Annotated in this window: 22 protein-coding genes, 1 other RNA gene and 1 pseudogene; 10 read left to right on the plus strand and 14 right to left on the minus strand. The window is 39.6% G+C overall.

Annotated features, from left to right (window positions below):
* Positions 1-287 precede the first annotated feature (287 nt).
* The 7 genes and pseudogenes from JWR23_RS12420 to JWR23_RS12450 all read right to left on the minus strand — a co-directional run.
* Positions 288-412 (minus strand): annotated as a pseudogene (locus tag JWR23_RS12420) (IS3 family transposase); the annotation flags it as partial.
* A gap of 72 nt (positions 413-484) precedes the next feature.
* Entirely contained in the window at positions 485-997 is a 513-nt protein-coding gene (locus tag JWR23_RS12425) for a hypothetical protein (RefSeq protein WP_299516430.1), read from the minus strand.
* Positions 998-1,063: 66 nt separating this feature from the next.
* Complete coding sequence (locus tag JWR23_RS12430; protein ID WP_299516432.1) at positions 1,064-1,834, minus strand: AraC family transcriptional regulator; 771 nt, start codon at positions 1,832-1,834, stop codon at positions 1,064-1,066.
* Between the two features lie 21 nt (positions 1,835-1,855).
* A complete protein-coding gene (locus JWR23_RS12435; RefSeq protein WP_299516434.1) occupies positions 1,856-2,416 on the minus strand; it encodes a DUF4199 domain-containing protein in 561 nt (186 codons plus the stop codon).
* 16 nt (positions 2,417-2,432) lie between these two features.
* Positions 2,433-3,101, minus strand: coding sequence for a hypothetical protein (locus tag JWR23_RS12440; RefSeq protein WP_299516436.1), 669 nt, complete (start codon positions 3,099-3,101; stop codon positions 2,433-2,435).
* The gene (locus tag JWR23_RS12445) at positions 3,098-4,360 is read right to left on the minus strand and encodes a dihydroorotase family protein (RefSeq protein WP_299516438.1); all 1,263 of its coding nucleotides are present in this window, start codon (positions 4,358-4,360) and stop codon (positions 3,098-3,100) included. Before JWR23_RS12445 ends, JWR23_RS12440 begins: the two co-directional genes overlap by 4 nt.
* Before the next feature lie 5 nt (positions 4,361-4,365).
* On the minus strand, positions 4,366-6,438 hold the full coding sequence (locus tag JWR23_RS12450) for a BatA domain-containing protein (RefSeq protein WP_299516439.1): 2,073 nt from the start codon (positions 6,436-6,438) through the stop codon (positions 4,366-4,368).
* 127 nt (positions 6,439-6,565) lie between these two features.
* Between JWR23_RS12450 and JWR23_RS12455 the strand changes: the two genes are divergently transcribed.
* Positions 6,566-7,285 carry a DUF72 domain-containing protein gene (locus JWR23_RS12455; RefSeq protein ID WP_299516440.1) on the plus strand — a complete coding sequence of 240 codons (720 nt, stop codon included), beginning with the start codon at positions 6,566-6,568 and terminating at the stop codon, positions 7,283-7,285.
* Positions 7,286-7,333: 48 nt separating this feature from the next.
* Here the strand turns inward: JWR23_RS12455 and JWR23_RS12460 are convergent, their stop codons facing one another.
* The 3 genes from JWR23_RS12460 to trxB form a co-directional block, all read right to left on the minus strand.
* Positions 7,334-8,098 carry a hypothetical protein gene (locus JWR23_RS12460; protein WP_299516441.1) on the minus strand — a complete coding sequence of 255 codons (765 nt, stop codon included), beginning with the start codon at positions 8,096-8,098 and terminating at the stop codon, positions 7,334-7,336.
* A gap of 11 nt (positions 8,099-8,109) precedes the next feature.
* Positions 8,110-10,419, minus strand: coding sequence for a family 20 glycosylhydrolase (locus JWR23_RS12465; protein WP_299516442.1), 2,310 nt, complete (start codon positions 10,417-10,419; stop codon positions 8,110-8,112).
* A gap of 139 nt (positions 10,420-10,558) precedes the next feature.
* Positions 10,559-11,515 (minus strand): thioredoxin-disulfide reductase, encoded by a 957-nt coding sequence (gene trxB / locus JWR23_RS12470; protein ID WP_299516443.1) that lies wholly within the window; start codon positions 11,513-11,515, stop codon positions 10,559-10,561.
* Between the two features lie 362 nt (positions 11,516-11,877).
* Here trxB and JWR23_RS12475 point away from each other — a divergent pair, with 362 nt between their 5' ends.
* The 4 genes from JWR23_RS12475 (at position 11,878) to JWR23_RS12490 (ending at position 15,681) form a co-directional block, all read left to right on the plus strand.
* The gene (locus JWR23_RS12475) at positions 11,878-12,396 is read left to right on the plus strand and encodes an NADPH-dependent FMN reductase (RefSeq protein WP_299516445.1); all 519 of its coding nucleotides are present in this window, start codon (positions 11,878-11,880) and stop codon (positions 12,394-12,396) included.
* A gap of 153 nt (positions 12,397-12,549) precedes the next feature.
* A complete protein-coding gene (gene htpG, locus JWR23_RS12480) occupies positions 12,550-14,433 on the plus strand; it encodes a molecular chaperone HtpG (protein WP_299516447.1) in 1,884 nt (627 codons plus the stop codon).
* Between the two features lie 120 nt (positions 14,434-14,553).
* Positions 14,554-15,075, plus strand: coding sequence for a DUF4251 domain-containing protein (locus JWR23_RS12485; protein WP_299516449.1), 522 nt, complete (start codon positions 14,554-14,556; stop codon positions 15,073-15,075).
* A 78-nt stretch (positions 15,076-15,153) separates the two neighbouring features.
* Positions 15,154-15,681: a DUF4251 domain-containing protein gene (locus JWR23_RS12490; RefSeq protein WP_299516451.1), complete on the plus strand. Its 528-nt coding sequence runs from the start codon at positions 15,154-15,156 to the stop codon at positions 15,679-15,681.
* Positions 15,682-15,692: 11 nt separating this feature from the next.
* Here JWR23_RS12490 and eutC read toward each other — a convergent pair whose 3' ends face one another.
* The 4 genes from eutC to dinB form a co-directional block, all read right to left on the minus strand.
* On the minus strand, positions 15,693-16,442 hold the full coding sequence (gene eutC, locus JWR23_RS12495; RefSeq protein WP_299516453.1) for an ethanolamine ammonia-lyase subunit EutC: 750 nt from the start codon (positions 16,440-16,442) through the stop codon (positions 15,693-15,695).
* Positions 16,439-17,815, minus strand: coding sequence for an ethanolamine ammonia-lyase subunit EutB (locus JWR23_RS12500; RefSeq protein WP_299516455.1), 1,377 nt, complete (start codon positions 17,813-17,815; stop codon positions 16,439-16,441). The genes eutC and JWR23_RS12500 overlap by 4 nt, the downstream gene beginning before the upstream one ends.
* A gap of 93 nt (positions 17,816-17,908) precedes the next feature.
* The gene (eat, locus tag JWR23_RS12505; protein ID WP_299516457.1) at positions 17,909-19,237 is read right to left on the minus strand and encodes an ethanolamine permease; all 1,329 of its coding nucleotides are present in this window, start codon (positions 19,235-19,237) and stop codon (positions 17,909-17,911) included.
* 210 nt (positions 19,238-19,447) lie between these two features.
* Complete coding sequence (gene dinB / locus JWR23_RS12510; protein ID WP_299516458.1) at positions 19,448-20,632, minus strand: DNA polymerase IV; 1,185 nt, start codon at positions 20,630-20,632, stop codon at positions 19,448-19,450.
* Between the two features lie 73 nt (positions 20,633-20,705).
* Between dinB and JWR23_RS12515 the strand changes: the two genes are divergently transcribed.
* The 5 genes from JWR23_RS12515 to JWR23_RS12535 all read left to right on the plus strand — a co-directional run bounded on the left by JWR23_RS12515 (position 20,706) and on the right by JWR23_RS12535 (position 24,132).
* Positions 20,706-21,323: a 2'-5' RNA ligase family protein gene (locus JWR23_RS12515; protein ID WP_299516460.1), complete on the plus strand. Its 618-nt coding sequence runs from the start codon at positions 20,706-20,708 to the stop codon at positions 21,321-21,323.
* A 142-nt stretch (positions 21,324-21,465) separates the two neighbouring features.
* Positions 21,466-21,564, plus strand: an RNA gene (gene ffs / locus JWR23_RS12520) — signal recognition particle sRNA small type.
* A gap of 124 nt (positions 21,565-21,688) precedes the next feature.
* On the plus strand, positions 21,689-22,648 hold the full coding sequence (locus JWR23_RS12525) for a YpdA family putative bacillithiol disulfide reductase (RefSeq protein ID WP_299516461.1): 960 nt from the start codon (positions 21,689-21,691) through the stop codon (positions 22,646-22,648).
* Positions 22,649-23,063: 415 nt separating this feature from the next.
* Entirely contained in the window at positions 23,064-23,732 is a 669-nt protein-coding gene (locus JWR23_RS12530) for a GNAT family N-acetyltransferase (protein ID WP_299516462.1), read from the plus strand.
* Positions 23,733-23,769: 37 nt separating this feature from the next.
* Positions 23,770-24,132: a four helix bundle protein gene (locus JWR23_RS12535; RefSeq protein ID WP_299516463.1), complete on the plus strand. Its 363-nt coding sequence runs from the start codon at positions 23,770-23,772 to the stop codon at positions 24,130-24,132.
* Positions 24,133-24,165 lie beyond the last annotated feature (33 nt).

The following is a 24,165-nucleotide window of genomic DNA, read 5'->3' on the forward strand; positions in this document are numbered from 1 at the left end:
TCAGGATGTGAGTAACGCTCCGCGTTACTCACATCCTGACACGTTTTTCTTTTTTTCTTTTTAAAAGTTACTTCTTTTTAGTGGATAACTATATCCGCTATGTTCGCCTTTCTTGTTCGATAATAGTTTTTCCAGCAACGTTTTATATTCAGGTTCCTGCCATGAACCAGGGCCGGGGTCAGCATGGATATGCTGCAATGCGGCCTCAGATAGTTATAAATGTTCTTACGGCTGTGGATCTCTTTGCGATCTCCGATAGCTATTTGCAGCGCCGGTACAGTCCCATCGGCACTAAGGCTGTTACTTACATGGAAGCCAATGATCTTACGGCTGTAGGCATCCGTCACCAGGCTTAGAAAAGCTTCTTATTGCTTAATGCAAGATAAGTGATATCGCTTACCCATAACTGATCTGCCCGAAGGCTTTTAGGCTTATACTTTGATTAAATCGAAGTATAACTTTTTAAGTTTAATATATAATAAGCTCAGGATTTTTTAAGATGCATTTCAAAATTTTGAACCCAACTTTTTCCATCATCTGTTGAAACATCACCTTTTTCAATCCATTCATTTGCTGTATAACTAATTGTATAGCGAATGGTTCCGGTCCTTATACGTAAACTCCATGTAAAACCTCCGGGGTATACATCGGGTACTACGTCAGTTAAATAACCGGATGATACCGCTGTCCAACGATAGGCCTGTTTGCCATTATCATAAGTAAGAATAGCGAATGCGTTATGTATTGACTTTCCGGTTTCACTGTCTTTACCATTACCTTCAATTGTTAGCAAAGCCCCATCCATTTTTCCTACAACTTTTTCCGTTTGGTTAAACATATGTTTTTTCCCATCCGGCATTATTATCCATCCCTCACCCGCCCATGTACCTGATAATAGTTGAGCGTCTTTCATTTTTTGTTGTTGAATAACAACAGGATCCTGTGCAGCAAGCTTTAACGTGATAAGTAAACACGGAATGATCAAATATTTTTTCATATTATATATTTATGAGATCATAAAATTATAAAAACGCCGGAAACGAGAAGTGTAAAAAAGCGACTATTAAATAAGCTGATTTTCAATAAGGCGTAAATGCTGCTGAAATTTATCCAATGGGTAATTTGAAATATTGCGAAAAGATTTATAAAAATGTGCCGGATCTGTATATCCCCGCTCAACTATCATTTCATTCCGTCCCTTTTTTTCGACACACATATCAATAATGGCCTTTCTTAAACGTCTCAGCTGTGAAAATTGCTTAACTTTAACTCCTGTTGATCGCAAAAAAACCCTCTCCAGGTTACGCGGGCTCATACATACACTGCTTGCTATCTGTTTTGAAGATATATTTCCTTCATGCTCACTAATCAATTTTATGGCTTTTGCAACACGCTCATCTATTACAACGGGTTTTACGCTCTTTAATATAAGTAAGGTATTATCAAAAAATGAAACGTCATCAAACTCCCAATGGAGTTGGCTTAAAAAATTGGCTTGCCATGTGGATATTTCTGTGGATGTAAGATTAATGCTTTTATCTTTAAGTTCGGCAACGTCAGCGGGGTATAACCAGCCCGAATAACCTGGTTTTAAGCGAATACCAAAAAAAATAGTATCAGGAAATATATTAATTTCTTTTACTATAGTGGAGGGGCCGGAGAATAAAATAAAGCTTTTATAGGGAGACTTAACAAAAAGCAAATTGCAACAACCATCCGGCGGAAAAACATGTAATAATGGCTGTGATATATCCGGGCCTACAAAGAATTTCCAATAACATTCTATCCTATCCCTTAATTCAGGGATAGGAAGAAATTCTTTGTATAACATCATTTTCGTTAGAAAAGTATTTTATTACACTGTAGGATCCACCGCATCCTCAACTATATCATAGGCTGAGCGTTCTTTTTTAAATATTGCAGCACCTATTAGGCTGATTAAAGCGCCAATAATAGGGTATACAACTGCAGTACCAAAAGCAGCCATTAAAGGCCCCCATTTTTTTGAAATCTCCATTGCTTTATCAATTTGCTCGCTTGACATGTTACGTTCTTCCATTTTAGCCCTTGAAGCTTCTATTGCTTTGTCAAAAAACGCAGGGCTTAGTACGGCGCAATACAAATAAATAAATACAGCCATAATTAAACCGGTAAATAACGCATACCTGAAACCCGCTGAAAATCCCTCACCAAAAGTCATGAAACCACCTATCCGATCCTTAAATTCTTTTTGTGTTAAAAACAAAAAGATAATAAAAGGAATATAGGAAAGATATTTTAATGACGAATTGGGATCAACATTCGAAAACTCAAACGCATAAGTAATTACAATAGCAGTTAATGCGTTTATAAACGCCCACTTGGTAGCTACCACAGTGGGGTTATTTCTTGCTGCTGGTTTAATTCCTTCTTCCATTATAATTGATTTAGGTTTAAATAAATGATTCTAATATAGAAAACACAGCCATGTCAAAGTCTTTGCTTACCGCGTTGGCAGCAATATTATTCTTTTCGTCGGCAGTAGGATTGGTATTCTGAAAAAAGCACATCATTGGGTAAAACAGCTCTTTTAACTCTGAATCTTCCGGTAATTTAACAGCTACCTTAGCTATTTCTTCAACCGGGCTTTCCATTAATACCTGGTGTGCTATAACTGGCTCATAAATACGGTATTCATCCTGAAACTCATCTTCATCCACCAGTAAAAACTCTTTCAGATAATCTTCCAGTTCAGGCTCAATATCTTCGTCCTCGCACTCATTCAAATAAAGCAGTAAGTTTAAAAGCTCTGTACCTCTGTCTAACGTTTGCTCCTCAATGTCTTCCCATTCGGGCGTATCAAGGTAATCTTCTTCCAGCTTCTTTACGTCAGCGCTAAAAAAGTTAATCATCAGCAGATCAAAAAACACCTCCCGTAAAACTTCCAGCTGCGGATGATTATTAAAAACCTCATCTAAAGCGTCAACTTTGGTTAAAAAATCATCTTCCAGTTCATATACGGTTTGAAATTCCTGGTGTATATGGCTAACATCTAAACCGCTCTGTTGCGAAAATGCCTGCAGTGCGGCGCCAAGCGCTACTTCTATTTTAGGGTCGATCATTTTTTGTTCGATTTAAATATATGATTATTGTTACAGGTTAACAATACTTGTCCTTTTAAGTTCTGCCCTATGAAAGGAGAATTATAAGATTTTGATCTGTTATTCTCTTTGCTATACGTCCATTCTGCGGTCGCATTAAAAACAACAAGATTAGCTTTTTGCCCTGCAACTATAGCCGGAACTTCCAATTTCAATATATTACGTGGGTTAATAACTAATTTCTGAATGATCAGGTCGATCGCCAATCCGGCCCTTATTGCCAGTGAAAGAACGGTTTGAAAGCCTGTTATCCCAAATTCGGCAACTTCAAACTCAACATTTTTAAATTCTATCTCGTGCGGGGTATGCTGCGATACTATAGCATCAATGGTATCATCCTTTAAACCCGCTATAAGCGCGTCAACATCATTTTGTGTGCGCAAGGGTGGCTTTACTTTATAAAGGCTGTCAAAGCCCGCTAATGCGTCGTCAGTAAGTACCAGGTGATGTGCAGCCACATCGCAAGTTACTTTTAATCCTTTTTTACGTGCTTCTCTTATCAGTTCAACAGACCGGGCAGTCGATATCGTGCTGAAGTGAATATTAGACTCCGTATACTCAGCTAAATAAAGATCGCGTGCTATCATCAGCTCTTCTGCTAATGAAGGTATACCTTTCATGCCCAGCAAGGTACTCATTTTACCCTCATTTACTTTTGCCTTACCGGCTATTGCAGTATCTTCAGGATAAGAAAATATAGTGGCTTCAAAACCTTTGGTGTAAAGCAAGGCGCGTTCCATTAACCCTGCGTCCTGTACCGGGCGATTGCCATCTGTAAAAGCTTTGGCTCCGCTCAGGTACATATCATACATTTCGGCCAGGTCCTTACCCTCTCGTTTATGCGACAAGGAACCTAAAGGATATACATCTACCAAATTGCCCTTGGCGCGGTTAAGCAAATATTCAACTTCGGCTTTTGAATGTACCGGTGGCTGGGTATTTGGCATTAATGCTATACCTGTAAAGCCACCTGCTGCGGCAGCGGCTGTTCCGGTTTGTAAATTTTCTTTTGTTTCAAGCCCTAACTCGCCAATATTACAGTTCAGATCAAAAAAACCGGGCGAAACATGTTTGCCTTTGGCATCAAAAACTTCCGTATCAGCTTGTATGTCTTTGGCTATTTCTGCAATAGTTCCGGTTTTTATTAAAATATCAGCAACTTTATTATTGAATGGTGAGTTGGGGTCAACAATTGTAGCGGATTTGATAAGCAAATTCATTAGCCTTATGTGTTGATTGAGGTTGATTCTTCTGTTTGCAAAAACACCTGTTTACCATCTTTATAATACTTAACAAGCAGTATTTCGGCAGCCAGAAATATCAATGCCAAAATTATACAAAGTTTCCATATTTGCACACCGAAATTTGTTTGGCTTACAATATCTTTTAATGAGCCGTTGCCGGCTTGTATTACATTACTTTTATTAGGTACTATTTTATCTAATTGGGCCTGTGTATAATAGCTCATATCCGATTCGCTCCTGTTATCATTAAAAGCCATTACAGAAACAATACTATCCTGTTTTTTAAGATCATACAGACCAGTTTCCTGTAATTGGTCAGATAGATATAACAACGTACTTCCCTCCTGCTGCCTTATATCGGGAATGACGCTTTGCTTGCCTTTAATTAATTTCAATAATTGCTTTTCAGATGTTTGTACAGGTGCTGTCTCTATGGTTTTGTCATTACCAAGGGTATAAAACAGAGGCTGGTCATGCCCGCTTAATAATGCTATCCTGAACATAACAGGCACAAAAAGCGCGTGGCGCGGTAAATTGCTAAAATCTTCATTTAATGGCACTGCAGATACATATACCTTGCCTTTACCGCTATTGTATTCGGCCCAAAAAGGCTGATTACCTTGCAACTGCATTAAATTTTCATTACTGCCGGATGATGTGCTTAACTGGTAATACTTTTTAACCACCGGCAGATCGGGGTTTTTAGGAAAGTCTTCGAAAATGTTTTTAAATACCGGGTTTTGCATATTAAGAGCCGATACTCTAATGTTTTCTGTTGACAGTTTTGCGGGATAAGCCGCGCCCATTTGCTGTAAAAATGATTTATAGCTACCCATATCCGCATCTGCGGCAGGAAACACTGCTAATGTACCGCCTTTGCTCACATAGGTTTTTAATTGTTGTGATAATCCTGCCGAAACAGCTTTAACATCACTTATAACAATTAATGGATAAGTATTTAAGGCCGCGTAATCAACATTACCTTCGGGTACCCGGTTGGCTGCAAAGAACTGGTCGGCCCCAAAAACCGCTTTAAGGTATGGATTAGGCATACCGCCGTCAATAAGCAACACCGGCATTTGCCGCTTTACATTAAAGCTGAAATAAAATTGGTTATCAAACGTAACCGGGTTGTCCTGCAATGTTATTTCTCCGCGTTGCCATCCTGCTTTCAACCCTGAAAATGTAAGCGTGTCATTTTGCACAGAACGCGCGTTGATGGTAAAACCGCCCAAAGCCTTCTGTTCGCCATTAATTAATAATTTAAGCGGGATCTTGGTTGAGTTCTCGCCGGCATAATTATGTAGCTTCACTACCAGTTTTTCGGTTTCGCCGGGGCGATGTATAGCGCTTAGCAACCAAACCGAATCAACCGCAACATTTGCAGGTGTGTTTGCGGCTAATTGTACCAGGCTAATACGCACCCCGGTATCAATTTTTAATGGCTGGCTGTTGGCAATATTCTTTTGGAAATCTGATACGATGTAAATTGACCGGCTGGCACCGGGTTGTATATTCAACAAGTTTTGCTGCCTGTTAATTATTTGTTGAAGATTGCGGCTTTGCGGGCTTATTTTTACCGCATCAATCGCGTCATTAAATTCGTCGCGGCTTAATAATCGCTGATGTTTACCTTCAAAATCCTGCGTAAGCAGTTGGAAACGATCATTCATTGAATAAACCGATACAATTTCTTTTGCCCGGCGTTTAGCTTCGTCAAGTAATGAACCTTCCCTGTTAAGGGTTTGCATAGAGTAAGAATTATCTAAAAAAACGCTGATAATACGTTGGGATCCGGCATTTGTGTTGTGTTGACTGGCAATATATGGCCTGGCAAATGCTAATACCAAAAAGAAAAGGGCCAATAAACGAGCCGCTAATATTAATCGTTCTTTTAAATTTCTGCGAGACGATTGCTGCTCCTGTATCTCTTTAAGAAACTGGACATTGCTAAAATATACCTTTTGATACCGCCTAAAATTAAACAGGTGAACCAATACAGGTATGGCCATGGATATTAATGCAAATAAAAAGGCAGGATATAGAAAGTGCATTTCTTGGATGTGCAAATGTGCAGATATACAAATGTGCGAATTTTTAATATAAACGGAGCGCAGAGACGCAATATTTTGCACCGCTACATTCTGCAAAACAAAACTATACCGATATAGTTACCTTTTTATGGAATGGCATATTGGTTGTTCAGGTTTTCATTATAATGACTGGAAGGGCAAATTTTATCCCGAAGGCTTACCACAACGCAAGTGGTTTGATTATTACTGTGAGCATTTTGATACACTGGAACTTAATGTTACCTTCTATCGTTTTCCGCAATTATCGTTTTTGCAGAACTGGTACCAGAAAAGCCCGGCAGAATTTCGTTTCGCCGTAAAAGCGCCAAGAGCTATTACTCATTATAAAAAGTTTAATGATACAGCCGATCTTGTTTTGAGCTTTTACGATACCATTAATAATGGCTTACAGAAAAAATTAGGACCGGTACTATTCCAGATGCCCCCAAGCTTTCATTATGATGAAGAAAAGCTGGAACGTATTATCAACAGCATTGACCCGTCATTTAATAATGTATTAGAGCTGCGGCATGTTAGCTGGTGGCGGGATGATGTATATAAAAAATTAACCGAACACAAAATCACATTTTGCGGCATGAGCCACCCAACTTTACCTGATGATGTTATCCAAAATATGCCATCGGTATATTATCGTTTTCATGGGGTACCTAATTTATATCGTTCACCTTACTCTATCGGATTTTTGCAGCAAGTAATTGACGCGGTTAAACAAAATACTGAAGCAAAGCAAGGCTGGTTCTACTTTAATAACGACTATGACGCTGTGGGCGTGAAAAACGCGAAGGATATGATAAGGTTGGTAAAATGATTATAAAAACGCGCCATTGCTGAGGGTGCAGTAGTATGTTGCAATCTATTATCCCTCATTATTATGATGTCTTCTTCGTTTCTTTTTATGTACTTCGGTTTTATGGCGCTTTTTATCGGCTTTTTTAGTTGTGGTAGTTGTTTCTGCGGATGATTGTTTAACAGGCTGCTGTACTGTGGCCTTATCAGCAACCAATGTTGAATCTTTGCTTAATTGTTTTACCGTAAAACTATTGCTGTTTAAACTATATTCTAATTTTCGTTTTTGCCCGGTTGTTTTAGCATCTTTTCCGCTTCCGGTATAAATCGGGAACTCCCTTATAAATTTTCCTTCTGCTATATAAAAATTGTCATTACCACGATATCCCTTTTTTTGTGAGTTGCTTAGTTTAGGAAAATCAAGTTTTTGCACTTTATTATCGTAAAATTCAAAAGCATAAATAGTGGTGTAAGTAATAGTGTCTTTTCCCTTTGCCTGTATCAATATTTCGGGATGACCGTCTACATCCATATCGGCATTATAAACATCTACTATTTTACCGTTAAGATCGCCGGTTGTGGTAGTATATTTTTTTCCTGATGAATCGGAGTGTAATATCAAAAATGAGCCGGTATCAACCGCACCCCTGCCCCAGCTTAAAACATCGTAATATTGGCCGGGTGAAACCTCTATCAGCTTATGATATCTGAAAGGATCCATTATAGCCGAAGGTTTAACTATGTTGGTCAAATTAGTTGCTTTTTTCTGATCCCCGGTACAACCCGCCAGGATAACGCAGCCAATTAAAATAAAAAAATAAAATCTTATTCTCATTGTAGGTTGGTTTAATTAAACAGAGAATCTGCTGATAACTCGCCACTTGGTTTACCCGGTATGGTCATAAAAACCCGCAAACTACCCGTTATTCCTATATTAAAATATTTCAAGGTAAAACGGTGATACCCTTTTTGCAAAGGAACAGAACCACCCTTTTCATATACAGGATGCTTGCCGTCATTATCAACAACCGGTATATCATCTATCAATAACAACGACCCATCATCAGACAGGGTTGAAAATCCATAAACTCCATCAGCATCAATACGTATAAAACCATTATATATTACCCCAAACGCCGGCATATTTTTTCTAAAGGTAAGTGTATTAAAGCTTTTTGCTACCAATGTATCTGTATTATCTGATATTTTAAAATCGGCGGTAGTATTAAATTCGCCCGGAAAAACCTGGTAACGTAACCCTGTGGTTGCGGTAGTAGCTGTATACTTAACCGCAGGTAATAGTGTTTTATTATAAACCACGGTTTTGGTAACTGTGCTTCGCTTGCCGGCAGGTGTTATTACAATGGTTTGTAATTCGCGGTATTGATCAGGCGGTACATTATAAATTACCGGTGTGCTGTATTCAAAATCAGTTTCTCTGGGTGTATAACCATCAATAGTATAGTAAACCTTTGCACCTTTTACAGACGATTTGAGATCGACCTTTAACTGGTTACCAAATATGATAGTATCTTTTGCGCCAATAGTAGATGGCACCCGGTAATTAAAATTATTTTTATCAAACCAGGCTAAATGCGCAGGCAGTCGTGTCTCAGAAAAATCTGTATAATTTTTATTGGCTAACTGTGTCCACGCTATTTCTGCCAACGATTGCATTCTGGGCAATAACATATATTCCACCTTATTAGCTGTAGGTATATATTCTGTCCATAGGTTGGCTTGCACACCAATTACAAATTTTTGCTGCTCAGGTGTTAAAACAGCCGGAACAGGATTATAAGCATAGCTTTTTTGTATAGGCGCGTAACCACCTATTCCTAAAGGTTCTGTACCCAGTTTACCTTGTGCATGATCAAAGTAAAGGCCCTGGCTGCTTGGTGCCATAATAACATCATGGCTCAACCCTGCGGCTTGTATACCGCCCGATTCGCCTTGCCAGCTCATAACCGTAGCATTTGGCGCTAAACCTCCTTCTAATATCTCGTCCCAGCCAATTACGCTGCGCCCTTTTGAGTTAACAAACTGTTCCATGCGCGAGATAAAATAGCTTTGCAAGCCCTTCTCATCCTTTAACTTTAATTTTTTGATAAGCTTTTGGCAGAAATCATTATTTATCCAATCGTCTTTTGCTACTTCATCGCCGCCTATATGAATATATTTTCCGGGGAAGAGCTCCATCACTTCTGTTAAAATATCTTGCAGAAAGGTAAATGTTTTCTCCGTTGGACAAAACACATCGTGCCGTTCACTCCAGGTTCCGGATACTTTATAGGTATCCGGCGGATTACAGCCATACTCGGGATAAGCAGTCAACGCGGCATCCGAATGACCGGGCATTTCAATTTCGGGCACAATATTAATGTATCTTGTAGCAGCATATTTTACCACATCGCGTATCTCGTCCTGGGTATAAAAGCCCCCATAAGGTGTATTGTCAAATTGCTGGGGGGTACGGTCATGGTAATTGCCTATAAGGCTTTCTGCGCGCCTGCTGCCAATCGCGGTAAGCTTTGGATATTTTTTTATCTCTATGCGCCAACCCTGATCATCAGTTAAATGCCAGTGAAAATTATTCAGTTTATAAGCTGCCATCAGATCAATGTATTTCTTAACCTGCTCGACTGAAGCGAAATGGCGGGATACATCCAGCATAAATCCGCGATAGCTAAAGCGGGGATAATCTTCAATTTGCACACAGGGTAATTTGGCAGTTGCAGCACGCTCTAAGGGCATTAATTGTATCAGGGTTTGTATGCCGTAAAACATTCCGGCATCTTTAGCGGCAATGGTAATATTTTGAGGAGTTATGGTTAAACGATAACCTTCGGCAGGTAAACCATCTGTACCTGAACTGGTTAAAATGATGCTATTTATAATCTGCCCGGTATAAGGTTTGGGCTGAATACGAAGTATCGCTTTGTTCTGCAGGTAATCTATTAAGAAAGCTACCGGCCTTGTGTCTAAGCTATCAGTTTGTAATACGGTTTCCTGGCTAAGAACAAATTGGCCGGGGGCCTTTTTTACGGATACAGGGGCCGGTATTATCCCTAAATTAGGATCAGCACCTTGTGCATTTACAATAAATTCAGAAAGGTAAAGGAAGCTAAAAAGCAATAAAAATATCTTCTTATACATAGTTATAAGTTAACCGATTAATAAAGATCGTGAAGTTAGCAGATTTGAAAAATTAATCTGCATTTGCTACGTAAAAAAATTGCTGTAAAGTAAAATAGCTGCCTTTTCGGGCAGCTATTTATATATAAATTAAATTTTATTAAGCAATAACCGGGTGTTCTTTAGCAGCCAGGTAGCGTTCGGCATCAATTGCTGCCATACAGCCTGTGCCCGCGGCGGTAACCGCCTGGCGATAAATATGGTCCTGTGCATCGCCGCAGCAAAACACGCCTTCTATATTGGTTTGTGTTGAGCCGGGTTTGGTTTTGATATAGCCGGTTTCGTCCATATCTATCCACTCTTTAAATATTTCGGTATTAGGCGAGTGGCCTATGGCTACAAAAAAGCCGGTAACATCCAGATCTCTTTCTTCGTTTGTTTTGTTGTTAAACACGCTAACACCGTTCACACTTTGTCCGTCGCCTAAAATCTCTTTAGTTTCGGTATTGTACAGTATCTCGATATTGTGCGTGTTTAAAGTACGGTGCACCATCGCTTTTGATGCACGAAACTCGTCCCTGCGAACAATCATATACACTTTACGGCATAATTTAGCCAAATAGGTTGCTTCTTCGGCAGCAGTATCACCCGCTCCTACTATGGCTACATCCTGGCCCTTAAAGAAGAAACCATCGCACACCGCGCAGGCAGATACGCCAAAACCACTATATTTTTGTTCGGACTCCAACCCAAGCCATTTGGCAGACGCGCCGGTTGATATAATAACGGTATCGGCCAATATGGTTTTGTTTTCATCAACCACAACCTTATGCGGCAGGCTCGAAAAATCAACGGAGCTTACGTATCCAAAACGAATATCAGTACCCAAACGGTGGGCCTGATGACGAAAATCTTCCATCATTTCGGGCCCCATGATTCCGTTAGGATACCCCGGAAAATTCTCCACATCGGTAGTTTGGGTAAGCTGGCCGCCGGCAAGCATTCCGGTATACATAACCGGTTTCAGGTCAGCACGCGAAGCATATATGGCAGCTGTATATCCGGCAGGACCCGAACCAATTATCAGGCATTTAACATGTTCAATATTTTCAGACATCGAATTAAAAAATGAAGCACAAAAATAGTATTAATTGCGGTTCGCATCAATAGGCATTAGTCAGCATATTGCCATTAGATTTGGATGCGATCATTTGTTTCACGAATAAGTGAAACAAATGAAACATGTGAAACAATATTTTTGCTTAAAATGTTGACTATTAGATGATTGATAAAATGTGGTGAAACAAAATGAAACAACTTATACGTTTGTAAGAGTAAGCATAAAATTTTACTATTGATTTGATAATCAACACATTGAAAATTGGTTAATTTACCTGCTGTTAAACACCGATGAAACAACTTAGTGAAACAACATTAGTTAATTAGACAAGGATGTAATAAATTGCCGGCTCTAAAACCATGAAAAATATCTTAGCCATATCAGGCAGTTTACGCCAGGGTTCATCCAACCATGCTATTTTACAATATTTAAGTTCAATTGTGCCTGCGGATATTGAATACAACATCTACAACGATCTTGCACAAATACCACCTTTTGATCCCGGCTTGGATACCGATAATCCGCCTGCATCAGTAGCTTCATTACGTAAGTTATTGACGGAGGCCAATGGCATAATCATCTGCACACCCGAATACGCTTTTGGTGTACCCGGCCAATTAAAAAACATGCTTGATTGGATGGTATCAAGCAGCACATTAGTTGATAAGCCCGTGGCTGTTATCACCGCATCATTAGGCGGCAAGAATGCGTATGCTTCGCTATTGTTAACTCTGCGTGCGTTATCGGCTAAAATTGGGCCAACTTTGTTAATACAATTTGTACGATCGAAAATGGATATGGATGGGGATATCAAAGATAAGGATACGATTGAAAATTTGCGAGATGTATTAAATGCTTTTCTGAATAGATTGGGTTAACTAATTACAACCATTCTATATTTTGCAGGGCTACCTCCTTAAATCTATCCCTGATTTGGATTACTGCCAATTTGACAATCATCCCTCTTTGGAACGCTCATTGATGAGCAGGATTTGTTACTAATCATTAACCAGAAAATCAATAATAAAATTATGCAAGAAAAAGGAACCATTTCGATACACACCGAAAACATTTTTCCGATAATTAAGAAATTTTTATACTCTGATACCGAGATATTTTTACGGGAGCTGGTATCGAACGCTATTGATGCTACGCAAAAAATAAAACGTTTGGCGTCATTGGGTCAGTATAATGGCGATCTGGGCGATTTGCGTGTTGAAATAGCTTTTGATGAAGCGAAAAAAACCATTACTATTTCTGATAATGGTTTAGGCATGACCGCCGATGAGATAAAAAAATATATTAACCAGATAGCATTTTCGGGCGCTACCGAGTTTATGGAGAAGTTTAAAGAAGCTAAAGATGCTAACGAGATCATTGGTCGCTTTGGTTTAGGTTTTTACTCTGCATTTATGGTAGCCGATAAGGTGGAAATTGAAACCCTATCATACCAGGAAGGTGCCGAACCTGCACATTGGACCTGCGATGGAAGTACCGAGTTTGAAATAAGCGAAGGCAACCTGGCAGAACGCGGGACTGAAATAACCCTGCATATTAATGCAGAATCTGAAGAGTTTTTAAATAAACAACGTTTACAGCAAATTCTTGATAAATATTGCCGTTTCTTGCCTGTGCCTATTAAATTCGGCACAACAACAGAATCTGTTGAAGATGGGGTTGATGAAGAAGGTAAACCAAAATATATTGATGTAGAGGTTGATAACATTGTTAATGTTACTAACCCTATCTGGACAAAAGCACCTGCTGATTTAAAGGATGAGGACTATTTGGCTTTTTATAAAGAGTTATATCCTTTTACTGAGGATCCGTTGTTCTGGATACACTTAAATGTTGATTATCCATTTAATTTAACAGGTGTATTATACTTCCCTAAGCTGAAAAATGATTTTGAGATTCAACGTAATAAGATCAAGCTTTTCTCTCGCCAGGTATTTATTACTGATGAAGTAAAAGATATTGTACCTGAATTTTTAATGTTGCTGCATGGTGTTATTGATTCGCCGGATATTCCGCTGAATGTATCCCGCAGCTTTTTACAAGCTGATAGCAATGTTAAAAAGATAAATAGCTACATCACTAAAAAAGTAGCTGATAAATTGGCAGAGCTATTTAAAAACGACCGTAAAGCTTATGAAGAAAAATGGGCCGATATTGGCCTGTTTGTAAAATACGGCATGATAAGCGAAGACAAGTTTTATGATAAGGCGAAAGACTTTGTTTTGTTAACCAATACCGCTAAAGAGAATTTTACTTTAGACGAATACAAAACTAAGGTTGAACCAATACAAACTGATAAAGATGGCCAGCTGATATATATCTATACTAATGATCCGTCTAAACAGGACGCGTTTATACAATCTGCCAATAAAAAAAGCTATGATGTATTGTTGATGAATTCGCCTATCGACAATCATTTTATCAGCCAACTGGAGCAAAAGCTGGAAAAAACATCTTTAAAGCGTGTTGATGCTGATGTGGCCGATAAGTTGATAAAAAAGGATGATGCTCCGGCGCATGTTTTAACAGAAGAGGAGGCTACCAAAGTTAAAGCCATTTTTGATAAGGCTATAAACCGCCCTGCTTATAAAGTTGAGTTGGAAAGCCTTAATCCGGATGAATTACCGGTAACTGTAACTATGGACGAGTTTATGCGCCGTATGAAAGATATGGCAGCAATGGGTGGCGGAATGGGCTTTTATGGCAGCATGCCTGATAATTATAAAGTAATAGTCAATGGCAACCATAAATTGGTAAGCCGCATATTACAGGACGAGAATGAAGATGTGCAATCGCAATTAGCTAAACAAGCGTTTGACCTTGCCTTGCTTTCACAGGGATTGCTAACCGGTGCCGATTTAACTGAATTTGTTAACCGGAGTGTTAATTTGATCTGATAAATAATTATACTACAAAAAGCCGCCCCGATTGTTATTGGGGCGGCTTTTTTATTAAACAATATTTGAGTATTTTTATTCTATAATAAACCTTTTGATATATTATCAATCCTACTTACAATGAAAAGATTACTTAAAATATTAGGTGTTACCCTAATTTGTGTTTACAGTTTCAACACTGTTAATGCACAAACCGCGAAAGCGGATAAAAAAGCTGCCAGATCAGTCGAAACAAGCAGAATTATAAACGCTAAAAATTATATTTTTAATGCCAATTATGTTTTGCCCTTACATGGTGGCGGTAAACAGCTAAGCGGAGAATATAGCGTATCTGTCTCAAAAAACAAGTTAGTTATTTATCTGCCCTATTTTGGCAGGGCATATATTGCACCAATGGATGCAAGCGATGGAGGCATAAAATTAAACACCATTCATTTTGATTATAAAGCGGAACGAAACAAAAAAGGCAACTGGGATGTGGTTATAAAACCAAAAGACAGGGAAACATCTGGTTCAAAAGATGTGCAATTATTGAGGCTTTCTATATCAGCCGATGGATATGCATCATTGCAGGTTACCAGCCTTAACAGAGAGTCTATATCATTTAACGGAACTATTGAAGAGCAAAAAAAGGAAAAGTAACTATATGGTTTTTATTTAAAAACTTATTAGCTTTAAAAATTCATACTAACTACCAATAAACCAAAAAAAACCATGAGAATGAACACATTAATAAAAACCGTATTGATTTTTACAGTTGCTTTATTAAGCATAAATTCGGTAAAAGCACAAAAGGTGGATAAAAAAGCGGCAAGAATGGCGGCTTATCAAAAAATGATTGACACCGCCGATTTTACTATAATTATGGAAAAAGCTTTTCCTAAAAATATGAATCAAATACTTTTATCCGGCTCGCCTTATCTTAGTATTTCGCATGGTGTAGCAGAGTGTAACTTACCTTATTATGGCGGAGATAAAATTATCAACGCGGGTATAAAAGCCAAGTTTCACACAACCAATTTTGATTATCAGTCGCAAAAAACTGTGCCTTCAACTAATCCATACCAATACAATATGCTGATAACCCCAAAACCCGGCACAACCGATATGACTAATGTTGCCCAAATTGTTGTTAGTATTATAACAGAAGATGTTGTGCAGGTACAGGTTATTTTTACAGATCCAAATCTTGACCCTATAGGTTTCCAGGGGTATATCCAAAAATATAAAAAGATGGATGATAATTGATTTAACGCCTGTTATTTCAATAATCCCGCGTTATCCTTTAAAAGAAAGCCCGAAAGTTTTCTTTTAAAGGATTCTTGTATTAAATAAAATATCTTTTTTGATGCCTGTTTATAGTTAAGGCCACCGGGCCTTATGTTAGATACACAATTTCTTGATTCGTCTGTTAAACCCGGTTTAGGGTTATAAGTTAAATAAGCCCCTATACTATCTGCCGAACTTAATCCGGGCCGTTCACCTATCAATATTAATGATAATTTAGCTTTTAATGCTGATGTTATTTCGTCGGCTATAGCTACCCTTCCCTGTTCAACAAGTACTATATCAGCCAATTTAAAATTTACTGCTTGCAGCATTGGCATCAATGTTTCTAACAAACCTGCGGCATTTGCATTAACTGCAGTTGCTGATAATCCGTCGGCTATAATTATGGATATATCTGTTGGCACATGATGATCTGCCAACCTGGTTAATGATGCTTCATTTAATTTCCTGCCCAGGTCTGGTCTTTTTAAATATTGCTCCCTGTAGCCGGCCATACTTTGCAGATGTAATACGGGTAAATTAAATTGTTTAAGGCTATCTGTTAATCCAATAATATCTAATTCTGAATATACAGCATCCCGCGCGTGGGCATGGGCTAATTTAAACTCCAGCGATTCTTTAAGCGGGATACTGGTACCCGCCCGCCCAATAGCTATACGTGCAGCCGTAAATTCTTGTAGTGCAATTAATAGCTCTGCCGATTTAATTGCCTTTTTCATATTTTACCCGCTTTAAGCAATCCATGCATTGAATCAACCGATAATAAATTGCCCTTATCATCAACTATCCCCTGTTTAATTAACCATAGTTCAAATTCAGGGGCGGGGCGCAGGCCTAATACTTTACGCAGGTATAAAGCATCATGAAATGAGGTGGATTGATAATTCAACATAATATCGTCAGAACCCGGTATACCCATCACAAAATTGCATCCGGCTACCCCTAAGAGGGTAAGCAGATTATCCATATCGTCCTGGTCGGCTTCGGCATGGTTGGTATAGCATACATCAACCCCCATAGGCAGACCAAGCAATTTCCCGCAAAAATGATCCTCCAAAGCTGCACGTATAATTTGCTTGCCATCATATAAATATTCGGGACCGATAAACCCTACAACTGTATTGACTAACAATGGTTTATATTTCCTTGCCACAGCATAGGCACGCGCTTCGCAAGTTTGCTGATCAACCCCGAAATTTGCGTTGGCCGACAGGCAGCTACCCTGCCCGGTTTCAAAATACATTACATTATCGCCTGCCGTACCTCGTTTTAATGATAAGGTTGCCTGGTAGGCTTCTTCTATCAATTCTAAACTGATACCAAAGCTTGAATTGGTTTTCTCTGTACCGGCAATAGATTGAAAGCAAAGATCAACCGGTGCGCCTTCATTAATAAGCTGTATGGTTGTGGTGATATGGCTAAGTACACACGCTTGCGTGGGTATATCAAATTGCTGCCGCAGGTTATCTATCAGGATTAATAAATTAGCTACAGCCGCGGGGCTATCCGTTGCCGGATTAATACCAATAACCGCGTCGCCACTGCCATAAAGCAGCCCGTCAATAATACTTGCTGCCACGCCTTTCGGGTCGTCTGTTGGGTGGTTAGGCTGCAGGCGGGTTGAGAAATGGCCCGTTAAGCCAATGGTATTGCGAAACCGGGTAACCACTTCGCATTTTTTTGCTACCGCGATCAGGTCCTGGTTACGCATTAGTTTAGATACCGCTGCAGCCATTTCGGGGGTTATACCAGTTGCAATGCTTTGCAAGATTTGGGTTGTGGTATCATCGCTTAACAGCCAGTCGCAAAACTCACCAACGGTTAAATGGCTTATCGGTTCAAAAGCTTCAGTATCATGCGTATCAATAATAAGCCTTGTTACTTCGTCATGCTCATAGGGGATAACTACTTCATTCAGGAATGTTTTTAAAGGCACATCTGCCAAAGTTATCTGCGCTGCCACACGCTCTTCATAGCTTGAGGCACATATCCCTGCCAGCTCATCACCCGACCGGTATGGCGATGCCCTGGCAAGCAGGGTTTTTAGATCCTCAAACCTGTATACTTTGCTTTTTATGGTATATCTATACATTAGTTGGTCATTGGGTCATTAATCATTATGTTATTTAGTACTGTCCGTCCGATTTTAAAATGACTACCTTTTTGTCCGCTAAAACCTTTTACCCTACACCTCTAAAAGTACATCGTCCAATATCTTTACTTTATGTTTTCCCATCAGCATAAAAATTATAATGGCCATAGCTAATATGGCAAAAAATATAAGGCTAACTATTACACTAAAATACATAATTGCAACCAGGCATATCAACGATATAACCAATGCCGTAGCCGGAAATATTGGGTAAAAGGGCGAGATAAATGGCCGTTCTAAATTGGGTTCCTTTTTTCTTAACATAAATAGGCTAACCATACTCATCATATACATTACCACCGCGCCTAATACAGATAGTATAATGATCTGTGCGGTTGTACCAATGTATATGGCTATAAAGCTTACCAGTCCGCTTACTATCAGCGCCCAATGCGGCGTTTTAAACCGATGGTTAATTTGCGCCAATCCTCTTGGTAAATACCCGCTGCGCGCCATTGCGAATACCTGCCTTGACGATGCTAATATAGTGCCATGTAAGGATGCTATTAACCCGAATAAGCCAATGCTGGCAAATATTTTGGTTAACCCGTTGGCTTTGCCCAATACAATGCCTATGGCTTCGGGCAAAGGATAATCAAGGTTGCTTAATTTGCGCCAGTCGGTAACGCCGCCTGTTAATATCATTACACCTAATGCTAAAAAAACCAGTGTTATTATGGCTGATATATACCCTTTAGGTATATTCTTTTTAGGTTCTTTAACCTCCTCAACTACCATGGCTACACCTTCTATCGCCAAATAAAACCATACCGCGAATGGTAAAGCGGCGAATACTCCCGCCCAACCAAATGGCATGGGGTTAGCTATATAGTTTACCATTTTAAAATGAGGGGTTACTATGCCCATATACAGCAGTAATTCGGCTACTGCCAATATGGTAATGAAAACCGAAAAGGTAGCAGATTCTTTAACTCCGGATATATTCAGCAAAATAAATACCGCGTTAAACAACAACGCCGATTGCATTATGGGGATAACAGGATATAAAAAATGCAGGTAACTACCCAATGATACCGCTATAGCAGGCGTAGCCAGCAAGAAATCTATGAGTGTGGCATAACCGGCTATCAGGCCGCCAAATGGCCCCATGGCCCGGTAAGCATAAGCAAATGCGCCGCCCGCGTGTGGTATAGCGGCGGTAAGTTCTGTATAGCTAAAAATAAAGGTAACATACATCAGGGTGACTACCAACGTAGCTATTAAAAGCCCTATTGTGCCCGCAACGGCCCAGCCAAGGTTCCACCCAAAATACTCGCCGGATATAACCAGCCCAACCCCAATTGCCCATAAATGCACAGGTTTTAATACCCGCTTTAACTGTTCTGTACCGGTACCTGCCATAAGCCTGTTTTGTAGTTGTTATTGCAGGGTTAAGATAGTGAAAGTGCAGGGGAATTCAAAATGACCATATCCAACACGTCATTGCGAGCGAAGCGTGGCAATCTCTACACATACTAATCAATAAGCAAAATGTTAGTGGTAATAAAAGCCGTCGACCTATCATGTAGAGATTGCCACGTCGTTCCTCCTCGCAATGACGCGTGGAGTTGCCTAATCCCTCAAAAACGGATTAAAATTCCTGGTACCAATGGCCATACCCGCTGCCCGGCAAACCGTTTTATCGCCAAATTTAAAGTTGATCTTGTCCATAGCCTGATATAGCTTAATGCGCTCTTCGTTATCCTCAAAAAGGTTTATCTGGTAGCTGCCCTGGCATAAGTTGCTTAGTTTAACACCTATCAGGCGTATGGGCCTATGCTGGTTCCAGGCTTTTGTGAGCAGGTTTTTTATGCCGGGTATTAGTATATGCTCGGCAGCGGTGAGGGCTATTTTTTCCTGTACGGTATGGGTCTCGAAATTGGCGTAACGTATTTTTATAGCAAGACATGATGCTACTTTGTTTTCCTGACGAAGTTTAAAGGCCAGCTCTTCGGTCATAGATACCAGTACGGTTTCCAGCGTTTTCTTGTCGGCTACATCGGTATGAAAAGTATTTTCTGTTGATATGGCTTTGCGGTCGCTATGCGGTACTATCTCGCTTTCGTCAATACCATTTGCCCGCTCCCATATATAACGGCCATGCTTGCCAAAAACCGTCTCTAAAAATTTAAGTTCTACCCGTTGCAGGTCGCCAATTTTTTCAATGCCGAATTGGTATAGCTTCTGGCAGGTCTTTTCGCCCAGCATAGGTATTTTACGGATGGATAGCGGCGCCATAAACTCTTTTTCCTTACCGTGTTCTATAAGCAACTGTCCATTTGGTTTGGCGGCGTTGGTAGCCATTTTAGCAACTGTTTTGCCGGATGCCATTCCAAAGGAAATAGGCAGGCCGGTTTCCCTGGTAATACGCGCGCGAAGTTCAGTAGCCAATTTATAGCAATCATGAAAGCGCTCCATGCCTGTCATATCTATATAAAACTCGTCTATTGATGTTTTTTGATAAAGGGGTACACTATCATGGATGATCTGTGTAACCTGCCGTGAGGCTTCACTATAGCGCCCGTGACTACCACGTATCACAATGGCATGCGGGCAAAGCTTCATGGCCTGCCGCATGGGCATGGCCGAGTGTACACCGTATTTACGCGCCTCGTAACTGCATGAGGCTACCACCCCCCTGTCTGCCGATCCGCCTATTAAAACTGCTTTGCCAATCAGGTCGGGATTAAACTTACGCTCGACCGATACAAAGAAGGAATCCAGATCAATATGTACTATACAGCGCTTTGCTTCCATACCACAAATATAAAATTAATTTGCATAAATGCTAAAAATATTAGTATTATTGTTTCCCGTAAATTTAAAGTGTATGAAAGGTTATACAGATTTTTTAATGTTGCTTTCTCCTTCTGATAGAGTGAAAGCCGTGGTGCATAATCATAAGTTTTATGCGGCAAGTGTGATAGGCAATTATGAGAGCATGCACGCAATAGCGCATATCTCTATTAAAATGATGCATCGCCAAAAAACCTTTTTAACCGAACCGGATATATTGGCCTTCAGGAAAAGGTTATGTGTTATACCCCCCGTAACCCTTACCATTGATGGCTTTGATTACTTTAACCACGGCGAAGATTTTAAAACCATTTACGCCCGCATACGCAGCACACCCGAAACCAGCCATTGGTTTAAAATGCTGAAGCAGCACCTGCGTATAAAAGAGTTCATGGTACCGCATATCACCATTTGCCGCAACATACCCGTGGCTGATTTTGAAAAACTATGGCCGCACTTTAAAGCTATGGAGTGGAAAGAAACCTTTACCGTTAATGCGCTTACCGTGCTGCAACGCGAAACCTTTGCCAGCTTTGCCAAATGGGAACCCTTTACCGAACTACAATTTGAAGGTAAAGCGCAGTACAGCCTTGCACCGCCGAAACCATCGTTATTAAAGCCGGTGAATAGCCAGCAGATAAGTTTGTTTTAGAGATTTTGTCTGAACCATGATTCTTAGGATTGTATGATAACCTTGATTAAGTAAGATCTTATAATCCTCTAATCCTAAGAATCTTAGTCCTTTTTTAACAATTTATTAACTCAAAAACCAACCTTTTGCTATATTTGCGCCGGGGTAAGTCTTTTACGGCCAGCTCCTCTTGAACTCCCCCAGGGTGGGAACGCAGCAAGGGTAGAGAGTTGAGCGGTGCGATAAAAGTAGCTTACCCTTTTTTTATTTTTTGTTATTTGGGTGACAACTAATAAATTTTGAACACCGAATATTGAATGACGAAGTTATTTAGATAGTATATCCACACTATATCTAATCTTCAATCTCTAATCACTCAAAATAAAATGCTCGATATACTCATCATCGGCGGTGGCCCCATAGGAATAGCCTGCGGCCTTAAGGCACAAAAAGCAGGTTTAAGCTTTGTTATTATCGAAAAAGGTTGCCTGGTAAATTCGCTTTATAACTACCCTGCTACCATGACCTTCTTTTCTACATCAGAAAAACTGGAGATAGGCGGCATACCATTCGTAACCATCAGCAACAAACCCACCCGTGCCGAGGCGTTGGAATATTATCGCAGGGTGGCAACATCTAATCATCTTCCTATAAATCTATTTGAAGAAGTAACAGCTGTTACGCGCGATAACGCTATTTATACGGTTACAACCAGCAAAGCTACTTACCAGACTAAGCGCATCATCATATCAACCGGATTTTATGATGTGGCCGTTAACCTGGATATCCCCGGCGAGGACCTGCCTAAAGTAAAGCATTATTATAAAGACCCGCATTACTTCGCCATGCAAAAGATAGTTGTGGTGGGGTCAAGCAATTCGGCCATTGATGTGGCACTGGAAACCTTTAGAAAAGGTGCTGACGTTACGCTCATAATCCGCGGAAGCGAAATAAGCCAGCGTGTTAAATACTGGGTAAGACCCGATATTATTAACCGTATTAAAGAAGGCAGTGTTAAAGCTTATTTTAACTCGAACCTTAAAGCCATACGCGAAACCGAGGTTGATATTGAAACGCCGGAAGGTACTATAACCATCCCTAATGATTTTGTTATGGCGATGACAGGTTATAAACCAAATTTCGACCAGTTAAAGAAATGGGGGCTCAAACTATCCGATGATAAATTTATCCCCGAATACAATCACGAAACTATGGAAACCAACCTGCCCGGCTTATACCTTGCAGGCGTAGTATGCGGTGGTTTAGATACGCATTTATGGTTCATTGAAAACAGCCGCATACACGCGGATATGATAGTAGATGATATAGTTGCGAAGCGGCGTTGATTGGTGAATAGTTGATTAAGTGAATGGTTTGGTTTTATCATAACACTGTCAACTACTTAACTTAATTAACCATTTAACCTAATCAACCAAAAACTAATTAACATTTTCCTTGCATATTTAAAATTTAATGCAAACTTTTGCATCAAATTTTAAATAAAACAAACATTATAATTAAAATGAATCTGCAAACCTTAAATAAGCCCACTGTAAGAGCAATTATTGCTCCGGTTGCCGCTGCTTTGGTTTCAACTGTTTTATTTTCTCCATCACGACGAAGGCTATTTATCCCGCGGGTTTAATTGCTAAGCTATCCTATTGCCCGTCACCGAAGTTTTTTAAACTTCTTCAACAAAAAATCATCTAATTACTTAAGGTTTAACAAACCATTATTTTAACAGTAATTTTTCTATTTACAATGACTATACAAGATTTTGATATTCAGGTTGCTTCTGCCCAGCATGTAGACTATGCCCCTATCATTTGCGATGAGATGGCAGAGTCGGCAAAGGCACGTGGCACGGGCATTGCCCAACGCTCGCCTGAGTATGTTGCCGATAAAATGCTGGAAGGCAAAGCGGTTATCGCGCTATATAAAGATGGTACCTGGGCAGGTTTTTGCTATATTGAAACCTGGAGCCACGGCGACTTTGTGGCTAACTCTGGCTTAATAGTAGCGCCGCAATACCGTAAAGTAGGTTTAGCTAAGGCTATTAAGCATAAAATATTCGAGCTTTCAAGAACAAAGTACCCTGAAGCAAAGCTATTTGGCCTAACAACCGGACTGGCCGTAATGAAGATAAACTCTGAGTTAGGCTACGAACCGGTAACTTATTCTGAACTTACGCAGGATGAGGATTTTTGGAAAGGCTGCAAAAGCTGCGTTAATTATGATATATTAACCATGAAAGAGCGCAAAAACTGCATGTGTACCGCTATGCTTTTTGATCCGGCAGAGAAAGCAAAAGATGCGGAGAAGAAAGAGAATGATGATGACAAGCTTAGAAAAATAACACACAAAGCCACTTTATTTGAGCGTATTGAAAACGCCATTAAAAGTTTTGGTCAGGACTTGAAAGTATTTTAGATAGAGGTTAAAGGTAAAAGGCGAAAGGTTAAAGGTAATGAGAGATTATAAAAAACTCGATGTATGGAAAAAATCACATTTACTGACAAAGCAAATGTATAAAGATGTTTTGCCATTAATGCCTATTGAAGAGCGCTTTGCTTTAACCAGCCAATTACGTCGGTCAACTTACTCGATTCCTTTAAATATTGTAGAAGGGTGTGGTAAAAACACCGATAAAGATTTTGCACATTATCTGGATAATGCTTTGGGTTCGACCCTTGAAGCAGAATATACTTGCTATTTAATTTTCGATCTTGATTATATTACCCAAGATCAATACGATTTAATAAACTCATTAATTAACGAAGTAAAGGCAATGTTAATTTCATTTATAAATTTTTTAAGAAATGGAAAATAACCTTTTACCTTTCTCCTTTTACCTTTTACCTCA

This window comes from Mucilaginibacter sp. (assembly GCF_028288205.1).
GTDB lineage: Bacteria > Bacteroidota > Bacteroidia > Sphingobacteriales > Sphingobacteriaceae > Mucilaginibacter.

What these genes read in the sequence shown, in the direction of transcription:
- JWR23_RS12425 (WP_299516430.1), bottom strand. Translation starts at nt 997, where the DNA reads ATGAAAAAATATTTGATCATTCCGTGTTTACTTATCACGTTAAAGCTT.
- JWR23_RS12430 (WP_299516432.1), bottom strand. Translation starts at nt 1,834, where the DNA reads ATGATGTTATACAAAGAATTTCTTCCTATCCCTGAATTAAGGGATAGG.
- JWR23_RS12435 (WP_299516434.1), bottom strand. Translation starts at nt 2,416, where the DNA reads ATGGAAGAAGGAATTAAACCAGCAGCAAGAAATAACCCCACTGTGGTA.
- JWR23_RS12440 (WP_299516436.1), bottom strand. Translation starts at nt 3,101, where the DNA reads ATGATCGACCCTAAAATAGAAGTAGCGCTTGGCGCCGCACTGCAGGCA.
- JWR23_RS12445 (WP_299516438.1), bottom strand. Translation starts at nt 4,360, where the DNA reads ATGAATTTGCTTATCAAATCCGCTACAATTGTTGACCCCAACTCACCA.
- JWR23_RS12450 (WP_299516439.1), bottom strand. Translation starts at nt 6,438, where the DNA reads ATGCACTTTCTATATCCTGCCTTTTTATTTGCATTAATATCCATGGCC.
- JWR23_RS12455 (WP_299516440.1), top strand. Translation starts at nt 6,566, where the DNA reads ATGGAATGGCATATTGGTTGTTCAGGTTTTCATTATAATGACTGGAAG.
- JWR23_RS12460 (WP_299516441.1), bottom strand. Translation starts at nt 8,098, where the DNA reads ATGAGAATAAGATTTTATTTTTTTATTTTAATTGGCTGCGTTATCCTG.
- JWR23_RS12465 (WP_299516442.1), bottom strand. Translation starts at nt 10,419, where the DNA reads ATGTATAAGAAGATATTTTTATTGCTTTTTAGCTTCCTTTACCTTTCT.
- trxB (WP_299516443.1), bottom strand. Translation starts at nt 11,515, where the DNA reads ATGTCTGAAAATATTGAACATGTTAAATGCCTGATAATTGGTTCGGGT.
- JWR23_RS12475 (WP_299516445.1), top strand. Translation starts at nt 11,878, where the DNA reads ATGAAAAATATCTTAGCCATATCAGGCAGTTTACGCCAGGGTTCATCC.
- htpG (WP_299516447.1), top strand. Translation starts at nt 12,550, where the DNA reads ATGCAAGAAAAAGGAACCATTTCGATACACACCGAAAACATTTTTCCG.
- JWR23_RS12485 (WP_299516449.1), top strand. Translation starts at nt 14,554, where the DNA reads ATGAAAAGATTACTTAAAATATTAGGTGTTACCCTAATTTGTGTTTAC.
- JWR23_RS12490 (WP_299516451.1), top strand. Translation starts at nt 15,154, where the DNA reads ATGAACACATTAATAAAAACCGTATTGATTTTTACAGTTGCTTTATTA.
- eutC (WP_299516453.1), bottom strand. Translation starts at nt 16,442, where the DNA reads ATGAAAAAGGCAATTAAATCGGCAGAGCTATTAATTGCACTACAAGAA.
- JWR23_RS12500 (WP_299516455.1), bottom strand. Translation starts at nt 17,815, where the DNA reads ATGTATAGATATACCATAAAAAGCAAAGTATACAGGTTTGAGGATCTA.
- eat (WP_299516457.1), bottom strand. Translation starts at nt 19,237, where the DNA reads ATGGCAGGTACCGGTACAGAACAGTTAAAGCGGGTATTAAAACCTGTG.
- dinB (WP_299516458.1), bottom strand. Translation starts at nt 20,632, where the DNA reads ATGGAAGCAAAGCGCTGTATAGTACATATTGATCTGGATTCCTTCTTT.
- JWR23_RS12515 (WP_299516460.1), top strand. Translation starts at nt 20,706, where the DNA reads ATGAAAGGTTATACAGATTTTTTAATGTTGCTTTCTCCTTCTGATAGA.
- JWR23_RS12525 (WP_299516461.1), top strand. Translation starts at nt 21,689, where the DNA reads ATGCTCGATATACTCATCATCGGCGGTGGCCCCATAGGAATAGCCTGC.
- JWR23_RS12530 (WP_299516462.1), top strand. Translation starts at nt 23,064, where the DNA reads ATGACTATACAAGATTTTGATATTCAGGTTGCTTCTGCCCAGCATGTA.
- JWR23_RS12535 (WP_299516463.1), top strand. Translation starts at nt 23,770, where the DNA reads ATGAGAGATTATAAAAAACTCGATGTATGGAAAAAATCACATTTACTG.